The sequence below is a fragment of the Nonomuraea solani genome (assembly GCF_900108335.1).
Classification (GTDB): Bacteria; Actinomycetota; Actinomycetes; order Streptosporangiales; family Streptosporangiaceae; genus Nonomuraea; species Nonomuraea solani.
On the sequence record NZ_FNVT01000011.1, the window covers coordinates 166,107 to 185,264 of the forward strand.

The following is a 19,158-nucleotide window of genomic DNA, read 5'->3' on the forward strand; positions in this document are numbered from 1 at the left end:
CCCCGGTCGCGGGTGTCAGGACGGCAGGAGTCTCCTGGCTCCCGGATCGACGCTCACCCCGGCCTTCCCGCCCGTTGCCGGACGGTGGCCTGCGGTGGGGTTCGCTCCCCGGTCACAGTGGCGGGACCGCGCCGGTTTCGCACCGGCTTCCTCACTCAGCCATCCCTTACCGAGGAGCCTACGACAGAGGTGGCCGCCACCAGAACAGGCGTTACCATCCTTTTCGTGTCCATAGCCGACTTTCCCGGACGTGCGCGCCCTGACGCCTGTCCCGGAGCGCTACAGGTACACGAGGCCGCCGACGGCCCCCTGGCCCGGATCCGCCTGCCCGGCGGGGCGATCACCCGGGCCCAGTTGCTGGAGCTGGCCGCGTGCGCGGCGGAGCTCGGGACGGGGGTGATCGAGCTGACCTCGCGGGCGAACGTCCAGGTACGCGGCCTGCGCTCCCCCGCCGCCTTCGCCGATCGCATGGCGGCCGCCGGACTTCTGCCGTCGCCCTCGCACGAACGCGTCCGCAACATCGTCGCCTCCCCGACGGGAAGCCTGGCACTCGTCGAGACCCTCGACCGCGAGCTCTGCGCCCGCCCTCGGCTGGCCGCCCTGCCGGGCCGCTTCCTGTTCGCCCTGGACGACGGGACCTGCGACGTGACGACCCTGAAGGCCGACGTCACCCACCTCGCCGCAGAAGGCCGCCTGCTGCTCGCGGGCGTCGACGCCGGTCTCGTCCTCGAGCAAGAGACCGTAGTGCCCACGATGCTCGCGGCCGCCGAAGCCTTCCTCGACGAACGGGACACGAGCGAGGCCTGGCGCATCGCCGAGCTGCCCGACGGCCCGGCCCGCATCGCCACCCGCCTGGGCGGCACCGCCACCGACCGCCCGCTCCCCCCTGCCCGCCCACGACGTGTGCCACTGGAGGTCGTGGTGCCCCTCGGCCGCCTGACCCCCGGCCAGGCCCGAGCCCTCGCCACCGGTGCCGTACGACTGACGCCCTGGCGAACCGTGGTGGTGACCGAGCAGATCGACGGCACGGCACTGGAGGCCGCCGGCCTGAGCACCGACCCGCGATGGGCGGGGGTGACGGCGTGCACCGGCAGACCCGGCTGCGCGAAGGCACTCGCCGACGTGCAGGCCGACGCCCGCCGCTGGGTCGCCACCCTGACCGGCCCCGCCCCGGCCCCCGTCCACTGGTCGGGATGCGAGCGACGCTGCGGAGCCCCGCCCGGCAAGGTCACCCACAGGGTCGCCACCGGCGACGGATACGACGAAAGGCACCAGTGACCGACTACCTCCGCGACGGCGCCGAGATCTACCGGCGTTCGTTCGCGACCATCCGCGCCGAGACCGACCTGACCGGCCTCCCGCCCGACGTGGCCCGGGTCGCGGTGCGGATGATCCACGCCTGCGGCATGACCGACCTGGTCAAGGACCTGGCCTGGTCCCCGCGGGTGGTCCGGGACGCCCGCGCCGCCCTGCGCGGGGGCGCGCCCGTGTTGTGCGACGCCCACATGGTCGCCTCCGGTGTGACCAAGCGCCGCCTGCCCGCCGGCAACGAGGTGGTGTGCACGCTGAACGACCCGGCCGTGCCCGAGCTGGCGGAACGGCTCGGCACCACGCGCAGCGCCGCCGCGCTGGAGCTGTGGCGCGACCGGCTGGAGGGCGCGGTGGTGGCCGTCGGCAACGCGCCGACCGCCCTGTTCCGCCTGCTGGAGCTGGTCGCCGAGGGAGCGGGCAGGCCGGCGGCGGTGATCGGCGTCCCCGTCGGCTTCATCGGCGCGGAGGAGTCCAAGCGGGCTCTGGCGGACGGCGATCTGGAGTATCTGGTGGTGCACGGCCGTCGCGGCGGCAGTGCCATGACCGCGGCGGCGATCAACGCCATCGCCTGCGAAGAGGAGTGAGGGCGATGACGGGACGTCTGTACGGAGTCGGGCTCGGCCCCGGCGACCCCGAGCTGGTCACGGTCAAGACCGCGCGGCTGATCGGTGAGGCCGACGTGATCGCCTACCACGCCGCCAGGCACGGGCGCAGCATCGCCAGGGGCATCGCGCTGCCGTATATGCGGCCGGGCCAGATCGAGGAGCTGCTGCTCTACCCGCTGACCACGGAGACCACCGATCATCCCGGCGGCTACCAGGGCGCGCTCGACGACTTCTACGCCGACTGCGCGGAGCGGCTGGCCGCCCACCTGGACGCGGGCCGCATCGTGGTGGTGCTCAGCGAGGGCGATCCGCTGTTCTACGGCTCGTACATGCACATGCACAAGCGGCTCGCGCACCGCTACCCGACCGAGGTGGTGCCCGGGGTGACGTCCGTCAGCGCGGCCGCCGCCGTGCTCGGCCGCCCGCTGGTCGAGCGGGACGAGGTGCTCACCGTGCTGCCCGGCACCCTGCCGCCGGAGGTGCTCGCCGAGCGGCTGCGCGGCACCGACTCGGCCGCGGTGCTCAAGCTGGGCCGGACGTTCGAGAAGGTCCGCGACGCCCTCGCCGAGGCCGGGCGGCTGGACGACGCCTGGTACGTCGAGCGCGCCACCATGGGCGCCGAGCGGGTCGCGCCGCTGAAGGACGTGGACGCCGACGGCGTGCCGTACTTCTCGCTGGCCCTGCTCGCCAGCCCGGCCGAGCGCACCTTCGTCGCCGAGCGGGAGGTGACCGAGGGCCCCGGCGAGGTGGCCGTGGTGGGTCTCGGCCCTGCCGGGCGGCCGTGGCTCACGCCGGAGGCGCAGGAGGCGCTGGCGGCGGCGACGGACCTGGTGGGGTACGGCCCGTACGTGGACCGGGTGGCGCCGAACCCGCGGCAGCGGCGGCACCGTACCGACAACCGGGTCGAGGCCGAACGCGCCAGGCACGCGCTCGAACTGGCCCGCGAGGGCGCCCGGGTGGCGGTGGTGTCGTCCGGCGACCCCGGAGTGTTCGCCATGGCCAGCGCGGTGCTCGAAGCGGCCGAGGACTATCCCGACGTGCCGGTGCGGGTGGTCCCCGGGCTGACGGCGGCGCAGGCGGTGGCGAGCCGGGCCGGGGCGCCGCTCGGGCACGACTACTGCGTGCTGTCGCTGTCGGACCTGCTCAAGCCGTGGGAGGTGGTGGCCGAGCGGCTGAGCGCGGCGGCGCGGGCGGATCTGGTGCTGGCGCTGTACAACCCGGCTTCGCGCAGCCGTACGTGGCAGGTCGGGGCGGCCCGTGACCTGCTGCTCGAACACCGCGACGCGGCCACCCCCGTGGTGGTCGGCCGTGACGTCGGCGGCCCGGACGAGAGCGTCACGATCACCACACTGGGCGAGCTGGACCCGGACCAGGTGGACATGCGCTGCCTGCTGATCATCGGCTCCTCGACCACGCGCGTCACCGAGAACGGCGGCGTCTACACCCCGCGCCGCTACCCGTGAACCCAGGCCACGGCCGCCTCGACCGTGTCCACCGACCGCACGCCCTCAGGAAGGGGCGGGCGGTTCACCATGATCACCGGTAGGCCGAGCTCGCGGGCCGCGACGAGCTTGGCGGTGGTCATGGCGCCGCCGCTGTCCTTGGTGACCAGCACATCGAGGCGGTGCTCGCGGATGAGGGCCAGCTCGCCCTCGACGGTGTACGGCCCCCGGTCGAGGAGCACGTGCACCCCGGCCGGTACGGGCGGCTCCGGCGGATCCACCGACCTGGCCAGCAACCAGACCCCCGGCAACCCGGCGAAAACCGGCAGACTTCGCCGCCCGGTCGTCAGAAAGACCCGCTGTCCGGCCAACAGGGCGGCGGCCTCGTGCAGGGTCGCGACGCGTCGCCAGGAGTCGCCAGGGCCCTCCTGCCAGCCCGGCCGCCGCAGCACGAGCAGCGGCACGGCGGCCTGGGCCGAGGCCAGCGCGGCCGAGGCCGTCATCCGCTCGGCGAACGGATGGGTGGCGTCCACCAGGGCGTCGATCCGCTCCTCCGTCAGGTAGGCGGCCAGCCCTTCTGGGCCGCCGAACCCGCCCTCACGCACCTCGCCCACCGGCAGCCGCGGCCTGCTCACCCGTCCGGCCAGCGACGACACGACGTGCACGCCAGGCGTGAGGGCCTGCGCCAGGGACCTGGCCTCCGCGGTGCCGCCCAGGATCAGGACGCGTCGCATGACCGGGCCCGTTCGGCGCTGTAGAGGTGGCTGTCGGGGAACTCCGACGCCGACAGCACCCGGCCGACCACGATCACCGCCGTCCGCCGGACGCCCGCCTCGTGCACCAGGGCGGCGATGTCGGCCAGCGTGCCACGCAGGATCACCTCGTCGGCCCGGCTCGCCCTGGCCACCACCGCCACCGGGCAGTCGGGGCCGTAGGAGGGCAGCAGCTCGGCCACGACCGCGTCGATCCGCTGCACGGCCAGGTGCAGCACCATCGTGGCGCCGCTCGCCCCGAGCGTCGCCAGGTCCTCCCCGGGCGGCATCGGCGTGGCCCTGGCCGACGTGCGGGTCAGGATGATCGTCTGCCCGACGCCGGGCACGGTCAGCTCCCGGCCCAGTGAGGCCGCCGCCGCGGCGAACGCGGGCACGCCGGGCACCACCTCGTACGGCACGCCGAGCGCGTCCAACCGGCGCATCTGCTCGGCCACCGCGCTGAACACCGAAGGGTCGCCCGAGTGCAGCCGCGCCACGTCGAGCCCCGCGCGGTGCGCCGCCGCCAGCTCGGTGACGATCTCGTCGAGCGTGAGGTTGGCGGTGTCCACGAGTCTGGCCCCCGGCGGGCACGAGCCGAGCAGCTCTTCCGGCACCAGCGACCCCGCGTACAGGCACACCGGCGCCGCCTCCAGCCGCCGCAGCCCGCGCAGGGTGATCAGGTCCGCGGCACCGGGCCCCGCCCCGATGAAGTACACGGTCATGATGCGTCCCTCCTGGTGACCGACGTGACCGACGTGACCGACGTGACCGACGTGACCGACGTGACCGACCACACGGTCACCGGCATCGCCGCCCGCCAGCCGGTGAAGCCGCCCACGGGCGAGGCCCGCTGCACCGACAGCCGCACCAGATCGCCGCCGAGCCGGGCGTACCATCCGGCGACGACGGCCTCCGACTCCAGCGTGACGGCGTTGACCACGAGCCTGCCGCCGGGCCGCAGCGCCGTCCAGCAGCGCTCCAGCAGGCCGGGCGCGGTCGCCCCGCCGCCGACGAAGACCGCGTCGGGCACGGGCAGCCCGTCCAGCGCCGCCGGCGCCCGGCCCTCGACGACCCGCAGCGACGGGACGCCGAGCGCGCCCGCGTTGCGCCGGATCGCGGCGGCCCGGTCGGCCCGGTCCTCGACGGCCACGGCCGCGCACGACGGATGGGCGCGCATCCACTCGATGGCGATGCTCCCGGCCCCCGCCCCGACGTCCCACAGCAGCTCGCCGGGCAGCGGAGCCAGCCGCGACAGGGTGACCGCGCGGACTTCGCGCTTGGTGAGCTGCCCATCGTGCTCGTACGCGGTGTCGGGCAGCCCCGGCACCCTGGCCAGCGGCTCGGCGTCCGGCCCAGCGACACACTCGACGGCGATCACGTGCAACCCGGACGCGGCGGCCCCCGTCCAGCCCGCCGCGCTCCCCCGCTGCTCGCTCTCCGAGGTCGCGCCCAGGTCCGACAGCACTCTGAGGGAGCTGGGCCCGTACCCGAGCCCGGTCAGCAGCCCCGCCACCGAGGCCGGGGACTCCACCCCGGCGCCGAGCACCACGATCCGCCGCCCCGGAGCCACGACGGCGGCCAGGGCGGCGAGCGGGCGGCCCACCAGGCTGACCACGTCCACCTGCTCGACCGGCCAGCCGAGCCGGGCGCACGCCAGCGACAGCGACGACACCTGCGGCAGCACCCTGACCTCGGCCCCGAGCAGCCGCACCAGCGTGGAGCCGATGCCGTAGAACATCGGGTCGCCGCTGGCCAGCACGCACACCTCGCGCCCGGCGTGCGCCTCCATGAGCGCGGGCAGCGCGGGCAGCAGCGGCGACGGCCAGGCCACCCGCTCGGCGGTAGCCGACTCAGGCACGAGATCGAGCTGACGGCGACCGCCCATGATCACCTCGGCCGCCTCCAGCGCCTGCCGCGACCCGGCGGTCAGCCCGTCCCAGCCGTCCGCGCCGATGCCGACGACGGTGATCACACGTTGCCCAGCACGCGCGTCACCCGGATCTCCACGACCACCCGCGCGGGGTTGGGCCGGGGCGGCTTGTAGCGGGCGGTGTAGCGGCGCTCGGCGTCGGCGACCTGCTCGGGCTCGGTGCGCAGCACGGCCATGCCCTCCAGCGTCGACCACCGGCGGCCGTCCACCTGGCTGAGCGCGACCAGCGCGCCGGACGTGCCGATGAGCCTGGCCTTGTACGAGGCCCCCGAGGTGATCACCCGGGCGATGCCGGTGTCCACGTCGAGGGTGGCGCCCACGGGCACCGCGTGCGGCGGGCGGTCCTGACGCGCGGTGGCGAGCGTGCACAGGTGGCGCTCCTGCCAGAACGCGGCGAAGGCGGCACCCTGCTCGGCCAGGTTCACGGTCCTCCTCGGGTGATAGGCGGCGGACTCAGGTGGTGGGCGGCGGACTCGGGTGGTAAGCGGCGGACTCAGGTGGTAAGCGACGGACATCGTACTGGCAGACTTTCACGGGTGAAGCGGCTACTAGTGGTCGGCATCGGCGCCGGCGATCCGGACCATCTGACCCTGCAGGCGGCCAAGGCCATCGCCGCCGCGGACGTGTTCTTCGTCGTGGACAAGGGCGAGGTCAAGCAGGAGCTGGTACGCCTCAGGCAGGAGCTGATCGAGGAGCACGGCCGCCCGCCGTACCGGATCGCCGAGGCCCGCGACCCCGAGCGCGACCGGACCGCGCCCGCCTACGCCGAGGCCGTCGCGGACTGGCGTTCGCGCCGGTCGCTGGCCTGTGAGGCGCTCATCCGCGACGAGCTGGGCGAGGGCGAGACCGGGGCGTTCCTCGTGTGGGGCGATCCCGGCGTCTACGACAGCACGCTGGCCATCGTCGAGGAGATTCTCGGGCGCGGGCAGGTGAGGTTCGACTACGAGGTGATCCCCGGGGTCAGCAGTGTGAGCGCGCTGACCGCCCGGCACCGTACGAGCCTGACGCAGGTCGGCCGGCCCGTGCACCTCACGACAGGGCGCCGCCTGGCCGAGGAGGGCGCCACCGCCGACGACGTGGTGGTCATGCTGGACGCCCACTGCTCGTTCGCCGAGCTGGCCGGCTACCACATCTACTGGGGCGCCTACCTGGGCACACCCGACGAGATCCTCGTGTCGGGGCCGGTGGCCGAGGTGGCCGATCGGATCAGGGAACTGCGCGCCGAGGCGCGGGCCCGCAAGGGCTGGATCATGGACACGTACCTGCTGCGCCGCCTCTAATCAAATTTGACCAATGCCTCGCGACAAGGCTACGGTGGGCCAGTAGTCAAACTTGACCAGCCAGGAGGAGCAGTGACGGTCACGCCGTATCTCATGGTCCACAGCGCCAAGCAGTTCACGGAGTTCGCCGCCCACGTCTTCGGCGCGGAGGCGAGGAACGTCATCCCGCTCGAAGGCGACCCGGAGCGGGTCGTGCATGGGGAGGTCCGCATCGGCGAGAGCCTGGTCTACTTCGCCGACGCCAGGGTGGACGGTGCGCAGTGCCTGCCGCCCTACCGCAAGGGCGACGACCCCGCCCGCGTCCAGATGTACGTCACCTGGCCCGACCCGGCCAAGGCGTACGAAGCCGCCATCGCCCAGGGCGCGACCCCGATCGTCGAGGTCACCGAGCAGGAGGGCGGCACGAAGATGGGCGGCTGGGTCGATCCGTTCGGCACGCTCTGGTGGGTCAACTCGGCCACGGAGGTATAGCAGGCTGTACTCTTCGCCCGGCGATCACCCGGCATCTCGGTAGATGTCCTATGGTCTGGGGCCAGGAGGTGCGGATGCCGACCCACGACCAGACGGCCGGGCGACCGGCGCGCTCGTGGAACGTGTTCGTCCGCGGCCGCGCCGCGTTCGACGGGCTCGAACACCTCGTCGGCGGCGTCGGCACCGCCATCCTGGCCTTGATCACGCTGATCGCGCTGGCCGTCGTCGCGCTGACCTGCCTCGTCGGCGTGGGCCTCTACCTGCTGCCCACCACCCTGCGGGCGGTCCGCGCGGTCGCCAACCGCGAACGCGCGCGGCTGTCCCGCTGGGGCCCCGACGTGATCATCGACCCCGACCCGGTGCCGCCGGGCCTGCGGGCGGCGCTCCTGCGTCCCGCCACCAGGCGGGAGGTGGGCTGGCTGACCGTCCACGCGACGCTCGGCTTCCTCGGCGGCCTGGTGGGCATGACGCTGCCGTTCTCGGCGGTGCGTGACCTGGCCTTCCCGCTGTACTGGAAGCTGCTCCCGGCGGGCGAGGCGGCCGGCGCGGCGATGGGGCTCTGGGAGGTGCACGACTGGGCCGGCGCCTTCGGGGTCTCCCTGCTGGGCCCGGTCTGGATCCTCATCGCCCTGACGGCCACCCCGGGCATGGCCCGGCTGCAGGCGTGGCCGGGCCGGCGGCTGCTGGCCACCGACCCCGGCACCGACCTGGCGCTGCGGGTCGCCCAGCTCACCGCCACCCGCGCCGCCGCCTTGGACGCGCACGCCACCGAGCTGCGCCGGATCGAGCGCTCGCTGCACGACGGCACCCAGAACCGGATCGTCGCCGTCAACGTCCTGCTCGGCGCGGCCCGGCGGGCGGTGCGGCGCGACCCGGCCACCGCCGACGCCGTGCTCGAACGCGCCCAGGACGCCGCCGAACAGGCGCTGGCCGAGCTGCGCGCGGTCGTGCGCAGCATTTTGCCCCCGGTGCTGGCCGACCGGAGCCTCGCCGACGCGCTGACCGGGCTGGCCGCCGCCTGCCCGGTGCCCTGCGAGGTCGACGCCGACGTGCCGGGCCGGTGCGCCGCCTCCGTCGAGGCCACCGCCTACTTCGTGGTGGCCGAGGCGCTCACCAACATCGCCAAGCACAGCCGGGCCCGGCGCGCCACCGTAATGGTCCGCCGGCACGACGACCGGCTCCAGCTCCGGATCACCGACGACGGCCGCGGCGGTGCCGGGCAGGACGGCGGATCGGGGCTGGACGGCATGCGCCGCCGGATCGAGGCGCACGACGGATCGTTCGAGCTGACCAGCCCTCCCGGTGGACCGACCACCCTGAATGTGAGCCTGCCATGCGGATTGTGATCGCCGAGGACGACCTGTTGCTGCGCGAGGGCCTCGCGCTGCTGCTGCGCGCGGAGGGCCTCGACGTCGTGGCCACCGCCGGGGACCCGGCCGGGTTCCTGACCGCCGTCGACGACCACCGGCCCGACATCGCCATCGTGGACGTACGGATGCCGCCCACCCACACCGACGAGGGCATCGTGGCCGCCGTGGAGGCCAGGCGGCGGCTGCCAGGGCTGGCCGTGCTGGTGCTGTCGGCGTACGTGGAGCAGGCGTTCGCCACCGACCTGCTCGCCCACGGCAGCGCCCGCCTCGGCTACATGCTCAAGGAGCGGGTCGGGCGGGTGGAGGAGTTCCTGGCCGCGCTGCACCGGGTGGCCGACGGCGGCACGGCGATCGACCCCGAGATCGTCGCGCAGCTCCTGTCCCGCAGCCGCCCCGACAACCGGCTGGAACGGCTCAGCCCGCGCGAGCGCGACGTCCTGGCGCTGATGGCGGAGGGCCTGGGCAACGCCGCGATCGCCGAGCGGCTCTTCGTCACCGACGGCGCCGTGCACAAGCACATCCGCAGCATCTTCGCCAAACTCGACCTGGCGCCGACCGACGGCACGGACCGCCGGGTGGCCGCCGTCCTGCAATATCTGGAGGACGGCGACCGCCGCTCGGCATGAAGTCGCGACACAACTCTACGTTCTCAATCAATCACTCTAAGTGATCGTATGGTGTGCTCAGTGGCCCCCACGGCCCCGGCAACCAGCGAGAGGACGAGCATGTCGCACGAACCGAGGATCGACGTCGAGACCAGGGCTCAGAGGGTCGAGCACAGCCTGACCGCCGAGCAGATCGAGCGCATCGCGGAAGCGCTCGGCGAGCAAGGGGTCTGGTTCGCCACCCCACCCACCCGGCAGGGCCAGGCGCGCACCGCCGACACCATCTGGGACCTGGTGGGCGACCGGCCGCACGAGGGCCACACGGCCACCGGCCGGGCCGCGGTGCACCTGGCCGAGGGGCACACCGAGCTGACCAGGCCGCTGATCCTGGCCGACGGCTTCGGCTACGGGCCGAGCGACCTCGACGGGCTGTGGCGCTGGTTCAACGCGCCCTACCAGCAGGGCACGCCCGGCTTCCTCGACCAGCTCAGGACGATGGGCATCGACGTCGTGCTGCTCGGCTTCGACCAGCGGCACACGCACATCCAGGCCAACGCCGCCGTGGCGGTCACCTGCGTGCAGCGCGTGATCGCGGAGCGGCAGGGCGACGACCAGCTCGTCGTCGGCGGCATCAGCATGGGCGGCATCATCACCCGGTACGCGCTGGCGCGGATGGAGAGCGAGCGGGTCGACCACCAGACCGACAAGTACTTCTCCTGGGACTCCCCGCACCTCGGCGCCTGGATCCCGCTGGTGCTCCAGCAGCTCGCCTACCTGCACGAGGCACTGCAGCCGCGCTCCGACGGTCCTGGCCAGGCGGAGCTGATCCGTAGCCCGGCCGCCCAGCAGCTCCTGTGGGGCTGGGTCGGCGACGCCGACTACTCGGGCCCGGTCATGACGTCGAGCCCGCTGCGCGCCCAGTTCCTGGACGACCTGCGCCGGGTCGGCGGGTTCCCGGCGCGCCCGTACAAGCTGGGTCTGGCGAACGGCGTCGGCAACGGCGCCGGCCCCGACCTGCCGCCGGGGACGCCGGTCTTCGACCTGGACTTCGACCCGCTGCGGCTCGTCGCCAGGATCCAGCCCGACATGGGTGAGCTGCAGAACGTCGGCACCCTGCGCTTCGACGCTCCCAAGTGGACGAGCGCCACCTCATGGGTGCCGGCGTTCGACGGGGCGCCCGGCGGCACGCTGGACTCGTGGGGCCAGATCGCCAAGGCGATGGACCTGCCGATCCAGGACCGGTTCAGGAGCAGTTGCTTCGTGCCGGCGGTCAGCGCGATCGCCCTGGCCAGGGACCCGTTCCAGTGGCAGTCGGACCTCTACGAGGACCTCACCGACCTGCCGAAGGACGAGACGCTCCTCGACGCGTTCTGCTGCGACACCGCCAACGCGCCGCACGGCGCCGTGACCAGGACGCTGGCCGAGTGGTTCCTGGAGCAGCTCGCCGGTTGGTGATCGACGGCACGGGTGCCGGCTCGCGTTCGGCGAGCCGGCACCCGTCAGGTCAGCGACCGCCCCGGTGCACGCACAGGAGCTGGTCGTGGGTGGCGTTCTTGTCGCGGTAGGCGATCACGGCGGGGCTCTCGCCGCTGTAGTGGCGGGGCAGCCGCTCGTCGGCGGTCCAGCCGGAGCCGTTGAAGCCGGTCCACCACAGGCTCTGGTCGGAGCCGCCGCCACGGTGGACGCAGTAGAGCCGGTCCTTGTAGACGGTCAGGGCCGGGCCCTCCGCGGCGTGGTGCCCCGGCAGCTTCTGGTCGGGGCTCCACTTCGAGCCGTCCCAGCGGGTCCACCAGAGCGCGGTGTCGTCACCGGCGCCGCGGTGCACGCAGTAGAGGTGGCCCCGGTAGACGGCCAGCGCCGGGTTCGAGCGGCTGGCGTGGCCGGGCAGCTTCTGGTCGGGGCTCCAGCCGGAGCCGTCCCAGCGCGTCCACCACAGCGCCTGGTCGTCGCCGGCGCCGCGGTGCACGCAGTAGAGATGCCCGTCGTACGCGGCCAGCGCCGGGGCGGCCGCGCTGAAGTGCCGGGGAAACGTGGTGTCGGGGCTCCAGTTCGAGCCGTCCCAGCGGGCCCACCACAGCGACGAGTCGCCGCCGCTGCCCCGGTGCGCGCAGAAGAGCTGCCCGTCGTACGCGGCCAGCGCCGGCCCTGAGTCGCTGAAGTGCTGGGGGAAGCGCTGGTCCTCGCTCCAGCCCTCCTCGGCGTCGTAGACCGTCCACCACAGGGTGGAGTCCCCCGTGCCGCCCCGGTGCGCGAGGTAGAGCCGGTCCTGGAACTGCGCCAGCGCCGGGCTCGACACGCTGAAGTGGTCGACGAACCGCTGGTCGTCACTCCAGCCCTCGCCCGGCTCGTGGACCGTCCAGTAGAGCGTGGTGTCGCCCGCGGGCCGGCCGTCCTGGCGGGCCGGGACGAGCATGCCGGGGGCGGTCCACGGCGAGGCCAGCTTGACCCCGTGCGGACGGGCGATCGAGGAGATCCAGCCGGACTTGGCCCGCACGGAGCGCTCGACGACCGGGGCCAGCCAGATGCCCAGCACGCTGCCGGTGAGCTCCCCGATGAGCTGCGGGATCTCGGCGGCCAGCAGCGCGCCCGACTCGTTGAGGTGGATCTCGAAGCCCCACCACCTGGCGACCGGCCAGACGTCGGCGCCCATGGCGCGCAGCTCACGCTGCAGCCGGCGGACGCGCTCCTGGTCCCTGCTGGTCAGCTCGGCGATCTGCCGCTCGCTCTCCCGCCGGGCCTCGACCGCGCCGACCGCCTCGCGCGCCGGGCCGTCCTCCAGCAGTTCGGTCTCGACGGCGGCGTCCACGGCGGCGGCGGCCGCCGGGTCGTCCTGGGAGTGCAGGAGCGTGGTCTCGCCGCCCACCGCCGTCTCCTCCACGGCGTCGATTCCTACTTTTTCGGCCTTCGTCTCGTCGGTCATTTCCAGCCCCCTGGCGTGTTAGATGAGCGAACTTCGCCATCGTAACTTTGGGTAGCGTTTCGATTACCCTAGGGCTGGATTGGTCCGGGTAAAGCCCGAAGGTCAGGGTCGCCAGCCGCCGAGATACCGGTCGATGGTGTGGTCGGCCGCCTGGTCGTCGGTGAGCTGCGGCCGGTCCGCCGTGACGGCCGCGCCCGGTCCGGTGTTGCGATATTCGGCCAGGCGCGCGTCCCGCCAGGAGAAACCGCCCATGTCGGTCCACGCGTCGTCCTTGATGTGCGGGCCGAGCCAGGAGTCGCGGATCACGACCTGCGCGATGGCTTTGGGGTCGTTGCCCGGGTGCCACGGCCGCCCGAGGTGCACCGTCTTGTCCGCCAGTTCGCTCTCCAGGCGGCTGTTGACGATGAGGAAGCCGTAGCGGTTGGAGTCGCTGGTGCTGGCCGCCGTCACGTAGCCGGCGCCGGTCGACTTGAGCACGCAGCCGTCGAGGACCGCCGTGCCCCGGCCGTAGACGAAGTCGACGTCGCCCTCGATGTAGCAGTCGCGCAGGTAGGTGCGGCTGACGACGTCCCGATTCGGGGTGTCGGCCTTGAAGGTGTCCTGGTCGCCGAGGAACCGGGTGCCCTCGAACGCGATCCGGTCGCCGACCGTGCGCACGGCCAGGGCCTGGCTGGGGGCGACCGACTCGTCGTAGGAGTTCTCCAGGGTGATGTCCTCGACGGTGACGCCGCTGCCGAGCACGCCGAAGGTGGGGCTGTCGGCGGAGCCGTACGTGCCGCCGTAGAACTTCTGGCCGCCGGCCGGCAGGTCGTAGGTGATCACCACGTCCGCGGCGTCGCCGGTCGCGCCCCTGATCGTCAGGTCCCTGCGGCCCGGCCACACCCGGACGATCTCCCGGTACACGCCCGGCTTCACGGTGATCACCGCACCGCGCGGCGCCGCGCCGACGGCCGCCTGGACGCTGCCGAAGTCGCCGGTGCCGTCGAGCGCGACCGTGATCCGGCGTGGCGCGGGCCGCTGCCCGCCGAGCGGCCCCGCTCCCCTGGCGACGATGCCGGGCACCCGGTCGGCGGGGTCGAGCCGGTAGGCGTAGTAGGAGGCGGGGTCGAAGGCGGCGCCCGCGCTGTCGGTGCGCCCGCGCGTGCCGTCGAACACGTTGCCCCGCTGGACCACCTGCGAGGCCGGGTCCTTGGCCACGATCGGGTCGGGCACGCCCCGGTAGTAGCTGTTCTCGACCACCATGCGGCCGCCGCCCCGGATCATGGTCCCGTAGAGCCCGGTGTCCTGAACGTAGTTGTTGTAGAGGTGGGCGGCCTCGGTGTTGTCGATGCTGCCGTTGCGCTGGTAGGTGCCGCGGATCCAGTTGTGGTGCATGGTGACCTTGGTGACCACGTTCGGGGTCCAGCCGACGCCGACGGCCTTGTTGTGGTCGCTGAAGACGTTCCAGGAGACGGTGACGTAGTCGCTGTCCTTGCGGATGTCCAGCAGGCCGTCGCCGGTCCTGGTGAAGTGGTTGTGGTCGATCCAGACGTGGTGGGCGCCGTCCATCTGGACGCCGTCGTAGTCCTTGGTCTTGCCGTCCCAGTCGCCGGGGACGTAGGAGTCGCGGATCGTCAGGTTGCGGATGATGACGTTGTGCACGCCGTTGAGGAAGAAGCCGCCGTGCACGATCTCGGCGCCCTCGCCCACGATGCTCTTGTCCGAGGCGACCTCGATCTCCTTGCCGTAGGGCTCGATCGCGATCGAGCCCCTGACCTTGATCACGTACGGCTCCGCGGCCGTGGCGTACCGTTCGAGGTCGGCCTGGGTGGACACGGTCACGGTCCGGCCGGCCGCGCCGCCGGTGGTGCCGTCGACGCCGAGGGCGTTCAGCGACGCGAAGCCGTCGGCGCGCGGGGCGTGCGCCTCAGCGGGTGCGGGTGTCGCGACCAGCGCCGCGACCAGGGCGATGACCAAGCCCTTCATCAGCCGTTCCGCTTCTTGTACGCCGCCTGCGCCTCGGTCATCTTGCCCGCGAACTGCTCCAGGAAGTCCTTGGCGGTGAGCTGGCCCAGCAGCACCTTCTGGAACTGCGGCTCCGCCCACGTCTTGGTGATGTCGTTGAACTCCGGCAGGTGGTAGGGCATCTGCACGACCTTGGTCGCCGGGTCGTTCAGCACCCGCTGCGCCTCGCTGATGTGCGCGGCCTGCGTGCCCCGCACGTCGGTGTTGGCCGGGATGACGCCGGTCTTCTCCGCGATGTAGGCGTCCGTCTCCTTGGCGGCGAAGAACTCGGCCAGTTTGAACGCGGCCTCCTTCTGCTCGCTGGCCGAGAAGACCGCGACGCCGCCGACGGGGTTCGACAGCACGGCCTGGACGCCGGAGTCGGACTTGGGCACGGAGAAGGAGGCCACCTTCTCGGGGCCGAGCGACTTGATGTGGTCCTGGTAGGAGCCCAGGTTGTGCTGCATGACGGCGATGCTGCCCGCGGTGTCGAACTGGGCGACCATCTTGACGTAGTCGTTCTGCAGGTCGCCCTCGGGTGTGTTCTTCTTGTACAGCCCGGCGTACTTCTCCAGCGCCGTCACGTTCCGCGGGTCGCTGATCGTGGACCTGCCGGTGGCGTCGAAGAACTCCGTCAGGCCCGACTGCCCGTAGACGACCTCCAGCATCTGGGCGATGGAGCCGGCGCCGCCGCGGATGGTGAAGCCGAACCGGTTCTCCTGCGGCTTGGTCAGCTTGTCGACCGTCGAGAAGAACTCCGACCAGGTCTTCGGCGGCTCCAGCCCGGCCTCCTTGAACCAGTCCTTGCGGTACCAGAAGGCGCCCGAGTTGGTGGACAGGGGATAGATATAGAGCTTGCCGTCCGGCACGACGTTCTTGACCGTCGTCAGCAGCGCGTCGTTGAACTTGCCGTTCAGCGCCGGGTTCTTGGCGATGCGCTCGTCCACCGGTTCGAGCGCCTTCTGCGCCACGAGGTTGCCCAGCCCGGCGGTGGCCACGTCGGCCACGTCGGGCGTGCCGCCACCGGCGATCGCCGTGTCGATCTTCTGCGGGGCCTGCGCGATCGGGATGCCCACGTACTTGACCTTGATGGTCGGGTTGGCCTTCTCGAACTCGGCGATGGCGTGCTGCCAGACCGGCGTGCGCGCGGGACCTGCGTTGGTGTCCCAGAAGGTGATCTCGGTCTTGCCGTCGGCGCCCGTCCCTGAGCCGCAGCCGGCCAGCACTGCGGCGGCGAGGAGCACCGCGGGCACACGTCTTCTCATGGGCTGCTACCTTTCGATGTCCACGGTGAACGAGTCGAAGATCGCCTGACCGGCTCCGCTCCCCGCGGCGTACAGGCCGAGCACCGCCCCGACCCACCGGCCCTGCGTGGCCTGGAAGGGCTCGCCGATCTCGCGTAGCCCCTCTCCCGTATCGGCCAGAAACGTGACGAGCGCGCCGTCGCCGACCCGCGCGCCGACGGTGACCGGCCGGCCGTCCTCGACCGGCACGGGTTTGCCGTCCCCGCACACCAGGACCGTCCCGTCCGCGGTGCGCTCCAGCCCGACGGAGGCGGCGGTGAACCCGACGACGGCCAGCCCCGCCCGGCCCTCGCCCTCCAGCGTCAGGGTGGTGGTGACCGCGCACGGGTCGCCGGGCAGCCGCTGCCCCAGCACGGACGGCCGTTCCCGCAGGTCGTCGGGACCGGGCACGCAGGTCAGGCGGAGCCGTCCGTCGCGCAGCTCCCACCACGCGGGGTCGGGGTTGGCCTGCCAGCTCCACTGCAGCCCCAGCTCGGGACCCGTGAAGTCGTCGGAGACGGCCGGGGCCCCCGGCTCGCCGCCGGGGACCGGCACGGGGCCGCCGGGCACCGGCTCGCCGTTCGCGCCCATGACCGGCCAGCCGCCGTTCCAGCGCATCGGCTGCAGGTGCACGACCCGGCCGTAGGGGCCGCGGTCCTGGAAGTGCATGAACCAGTGCTCGCCGGACGGGGTGTCCACCCAGCCGCCCTGGTGCGGGCCGTTGACCTCGGTGCCGCCCTGTTCCAGGACGATGCGGTCCTCGTACGGGCCGAAGATCGACTCCGCCCGGAACACCGACTGCCAGCCCTGCTCCACGCCGCCCGCCGGCGCGAAGATCCAGTACACCCCGTCGCGCTTGTAGAGCTTCGGCCCCTCCAGCGTCCGATAGCCCGGCAGCAGGTCGGCGTCGATGACCAGCGTGCCCTCGTCGAGCACCCCGCTGCCGTCGGGCGCCATGCGGTGCAGCGTGAGCCGGTTGTTCACGCCCGCGCGGCTCTTGGCCCAGCCGTGCACCAGGTACGCCTGGCCGTCGTCGTCCCAGAGCGGGCAGGGGTCGATGAGCCCGAGCCCCGGCTTGACCACGTGCGGCTCGGTCCACGGCCCCCGCGGATCCTCGGCGCTGACCCAGCAGATGCCCGCGTCGGGGTCGCCCCAGAAGATCCAGAACCGCCCGGCGTGGTGCCGCAGCGACGGCGCCCACACCCCGCAGCCGGGCCGGACGTCGTCATAGCCGCTGGTCACGGCATGGCCGATGATCGTCCAGTTGACCAGGTCGCGTGAGTGCAGAATCGGCAGCCCCGGCACCTTGGTGAAGGTGGAGACCGTCAGGTAGAAGTCGTCGCCGACCCGGATCACGTCGGGATCCGACCAGTCGGCGTTGAGCACGGGGTTGCGGTACGTCGCGGTCATCCCTTCACCGCCCCTGCGGACATCCCCTGCACGAGGTAGCGCTGGATGAACGCGAAGACGATCACTACGGGCAGTGCGGCGACGACGCCGCCGGCGGCGAGAGCGCCGAAGTCGACGCTGTTCTCGCCGAGGTTGTAGGCAAGGCCCACAGGCACGGTGAATTTCTCCTGGTCGTTGATGAACATGAGGGCGAAGAGGAAGTTGTTCCAGCTGTGGATGAAGGCGAACGAGCCGACCGCGACCAGCGCGGGCCGCAGCAGCGGCAGCACGATGGCCAGGAATCCGCGCAGCCGGGAGCAGCCGTCCACCCAGGCCGCCTGCTCCAGCTCATGCGGGATGTTCCTGATGAAGCCGCTGATGAGGATCAGGGAGAGCGGGAGCTGGAAGACCGTCTCCGCGATGACCAGGCTCCACAGGGAGTTCGTCAGCGACAGCGTCCTGAAGATCTCGAACAGCGGGATGATCATCAGGGCACCCGGGATGAACTGCGTGCAGAGCATCCCGATCATGAACGCGGCCTTGCCCCGGAAGTTGTAGCGGGCCAGCGCGTATCCCCCGGCCAGCGCCACCACCGTCGTGGTGATCAGCGAGGCGACGCCGACCAGCAGGCTGTTCTGGAAGAAGACGGCGAACCCCATCCCATTCCAGACCGTGTCGAAGTGCTCGAACGTGATCGGCCACGGCACGATCGACGTGGAGCCCCTCGGCCGGAACGCGAAGACCAGCATCCAGTAGAACGGCACCAGCGTGAACAGCAGGTACAGCCCCAGCGGGAGATAGATCCGCCACCGGGACACCCGGTCGCGACGCGGGCTCATGACTTCGCCCCGAACTTGCTGAGCCGCAGGTAGACGATGGAGAAGAAGGTCAGGATGAGGAACGCCACGGTGGTCAGCGCGGTGGCGTAGCCGAAGTCGTGCGACTGGGCGGCCTGCTGCGCGACGTAGAGCGGCAGCGTGGTCGTCTGGTGGGCCGGGCCGCCGCCGGTGAGGGTGTAGAGCAGGTCCACGTTGTTGAACTCCCACACCGAGCGCAGCAGCGTGGACAGGATGATCGCGTCTCGCAGGTGCGGCAGCGTGATGTGGAAGAACCGGCGCATCCGGCTCGCGCCGTCCACCGACGCGGCCTCGTACAGCTCCTTTGACACCGACTGCAGGTCGGCGAGGAGCAGGATCGCGAAGAACGGCACCCCTCGCCACAGCTCGGCCACCACGGCGGCCCAGAACACGGTGTCGGGGTTGGCCAGCGGCGCGGCCCCATACTCGATGAGGCCCATGTCGGCCAGATAGCGCGACACCCCGGTGAAGGGGTTGTAGAGCAGGACCCAGATCGCGGTGGTGAGCACGCCGGAGACCGCCCACGGCGAGAAGACGAGCGCCCGGGAGATCGCGCGGCCGATGAAGCTCTCGTTGACGATCAGTGCGAGCGCGAGGCCGAGCAAGAACTGCAGGACGACCTCGACGACCACCCACTTCGCACTGAAGCCGAGGCTCTGCCAGAAGATCGGGTCCTCGAAGAGCAGCGTGCGGAAGTTGTCGAGCCCGGCGAAGCCGTTGTCCCAGGGCTTGGTGACGTTGTACCGCTGGAGGCTGTAGTAGAGGACGCTGGCCATCGGGTACACGAGGAAGCCGAGCATCGCGATCACCGACGGGGCGATCAGCAGATAGGGGGTTAACGCTCCTGCTCGGCGTGGGTTCGTGCGGGGCGGGGGCGCCGAGACGACGGCCACGTGGTGACTCCTTCGCGTGGTGCCGGCTATGCAATCGGTTGCAGGAAACGTTGCGTTAGCACGAACG

At 72.2% G+C, this 19,158-nt stretch carries 18 protein-coding genes and 1 riboswitch; of the genes, 8 read left to right on the forward strand and 10 right to left on the reverse strand.

The genetic code is table 11. The annotated features are described in order from the left end of the window. Nucleotides 1–14 precede the first annotated feature (14 nt). A riboswitch (cobalamin riboswitch) is annotated at nt 15–207 on the reverse strand. A gap of 18 nt (nt 208–225) precedes the next feature. The 3 genes from C4V41_RS34070 to cobJ are packed head-to-tail and all read left to right on the forward strand — an operon-like array spanning nt 226 to nt 3,379. Next, nucleotides 226–1,278 carry a precorrin-3B synthase gene (locus tag C4V41_RS34070; protein ID WP_103960273.1) on the forward strand — a complete coding sequence of 351 codons (1,053 nt, stop codon included), beginning with the start codon at nt 226–228 and terminating at the stop codon, nt 1,276–1,278. Further along, complete coding sequence (locus C4V41_RS34075; RefSeq protein ID WP_200824424.1) at nt 1,275–1,895, forward strand: precorrin-8X methylmutase; 621 nt, start codon at nt 1,275–1,277, stop codon at nt 1,893–1,895. Before C4V41_RS34070 ends, C4V41_RS34075 begins: the two co-directional genes overlap by 4 nt. A 5-nt stretch (nt 1,896–1,900) precedes the next feature. Next, on the forward strand, nt 1,901–3,379 hold the full coding sequence (cobJ, locus tag C4V41_RS34080) for a precorrin-3B C(17)-methyltransferase (RefSeq protein WP_103960090.1): 1,479 nt from the start codon (nt 1,901–1,903) through the stop codon (nt 3,377–3,379). Here the strand turns inward: cobJ and C4V41_RS34085 are convergent. Genes C4V41_RS34085 through C4V41_RS34100 form a run of 4 tightly spaced genes read right to left on the reverse strand, consistent with a single transcriptional unit; the run spans nt 3,370 to nt 6,465 of the window. Continuing rightward, entirely contained in the window at nt 3,370–4,092 is a 723-nt protein-coding gene (locus tag C4V41_RS34085) for a cobalt-precorrin-6A reductase (protein ID WP_103960091.1), read from the reverse strand. The genes cobJ and C4V41_RS34085 overlap by 10 nt on opposite strands. Further along, nucleotides 4,077–4,832: a precorrin-4 C(11)-methyltransferase gene (cobM, locus tag C4V41_RS34090; RefSeq protein WP_103960092.1), complete on the reverse strand. Its 756-nt coding sequence runs from the start codon at nt 4,830–4,832 to the stop codon at nt 4,077–4,079. The genes C4V41_RS34085 and cobM overlap by 16 nt, the downstream gene beginning before the upstream one ends. Beyond that, nucleotides 4,829–6,082 carry a precorrin-6y C5,15-methyltransferase (decarboxylating) subunit CbiE gene (cbiE, locus tag C4V41_RS34095; RefSeq protein WP_103960093.1) on the reverse strand — a complete coding sequence of 418 codons (1,254 nt, stop codon included), beginning with the start codon at nt 6,080–6,082 and terminating at the stop codon, nt 4,829–4,831. Before cbiE ends, cobM begins: the two co-directional genes overlap by 4 nt. Further along, nucleotides 6,079–6,465: a pyridoxamine 5'-phosphate oxidase family protein gene (locus tag C4V41_RS34100; RefSeq protein ID WP_235030540.1), complete on the reverse strand. Its 387-nt coding sequence runs from the start codon at nt 6,463–6,465 to the stop codon at nt 6,079–6,081. Before C4V41_RS34100 ends, cbiE begins: the two co-directional genes overlap by 4 nt. Before the next feature lie 111 nt (nt 6,466–6,576). Between C4V41_RS34100 and cobF the strand changes: the two genes are divergently transcribed. The 5 genes from cobF (at nt 6,577) to C4V41_RS34125 (ending at nt 11,221) form a co-directional block, all read left to right on the forward strand. Then, nucleotides 6,577–7,320 (forward strand): precorrin-6A synthase (deacetylating), encoded by a 744-nt coding sequence (gene cobF / locus C4V41_RS34105; protein ID WP_103960095.1) that lies wholly within the window; start codon nt 6,577–6,579, stop codon nt 7,318–7,320. A 72-nt stretch (nt 7,321–7,392) separates the two neighbouring features. After that, nucleotides 7,393–7,791 carry a VOC family protein gene (locus C4V41_RS34110; RefSeq protein ID WP_200824425.1) on the forward strand — a complete coding sequence of 133 codons (399 nt, stop codon included), beginning with the start codon at nt 7,393–7,395 and terminating at the stop codon, nt 7,789–7,791. 74 nt (nt 7,792–7,865) lie between these two features. Then, a complete protein-coding gene (locus C4V41_RS34115) occupies nt 7,866–9,137 on the forward strand; it encodes a sensor histidine kinase (protein ID WP_103960275.1) in 1,272 nt (423 codons plus the stop codon). Beyond that, nucleotides 9,125–9,787: a response regulator gene (locus C4V41_RS34120; RefSeq protein ID WP_103960096.1), complete on the forward strand. Its 663-nt coding sequence runs from the start codon at nt 9,125–9,127 to the stop codon at nt 9,785–9,787. Before C4V41_RS34115 ends, C4V41_RS34120 begins: the two co-directional genes overlap by 13 nt. Before the next feature lie 99 nt (nt 9,788–9,886). Next, entirely contained in the window at nt 9,887–11,221 is a 1,335-nt protein-coding gene (locus C4V41_RS34125) for an esterase/lipase family protein (RefSeq protein WP_103960097.1), read from the forward strand. 49 nt (nt 11,222–11,270) lie between these two features. On the opposite strand, the gene C4V41_RS34130 is transcribed toward C4V41_RS34125, so the two are convergent. The 6 genes from C4V41_RS34130 to C4V41_RS34155 form a co-directional block, all read right to left on the reverse strand. Continuing rightward, nucleotides 11,271–12,686, reverse strand: a complete 1,416-nt coding sequence (locus C4V41_RS34130) for a hypothetical protein (RefSeq protein ID WP_103960098.1) — start codon at nt 12,684–12,686, stop codon at nt 11,271–11,273. 102 nt (nt 12,687–12,788) lie between these two features. Beyond that, entirely contained in the window at nt 12,789–14,651 is a 1,863-nt protein-coding gene (locus C4V41_RS34135; protein WP_103960099.1) for a pectinesterase family protein, read from the reverse strand. Then, nucleotides 14,651–15,934, reverse strand: a complete 1,284-nt coding sequence (locus C4V41_RS34140; protein ID WP_103960100.1) for an ABC transporter substrate-binding protein — start codon at nt 15,932–15,934, stop codon at nt 14,651–14,653. The genes C4V41_RS34135 and C4V41_RS34140 overlap by 1 nt, the downstream gene beginning before the upstream one ends. Nucleotides 15,935–15,940: 6 nt before the next feature. Further along, the gene (locus C4V41_RS34145; protein ID WP_103960101.1) at nt 15,941–17,362 is read right to left on the reverse strand and encodes a glycoside hydrolase family 43 protein; all 1,422 of its coding nucleotides are present in this window, start codon (nt 17,360–17,362) and stop codon (nt 15,941–15,943) included. Beyond that, a complete protein-coding gene (locus tag C4V41_RS34150) occupies nt 17,359–18,180 on the reverse strand; it encodes a carbohydrate ABC transporter permease (RefSeq protein WP_103960102.1) in 822 nt (273 codons plus the stop codon). Before C4V41_RS34150 ends, C4V41_RS34145 begins: the two co-directional genes overlap by 4 nt. Beyond that, nucleotides 18,177–19,091 (reverse strand): carbohydrate ABC transporter permease, encoded by a 915-nt coding sequence (locus C4V41_RS34155; protein WP_200824426.1) that lies wholly within the window; start codon nt 19,089–19,091, stop codon nt 18,177–18,179. The genes C4V41_RS34150 and C4V41_RS34155 overlap by 4 nt, the downstream gene beginning before the upstream one ends. Nucleotides 19,092–19,158: the final 67 nt, after the last annotated feature.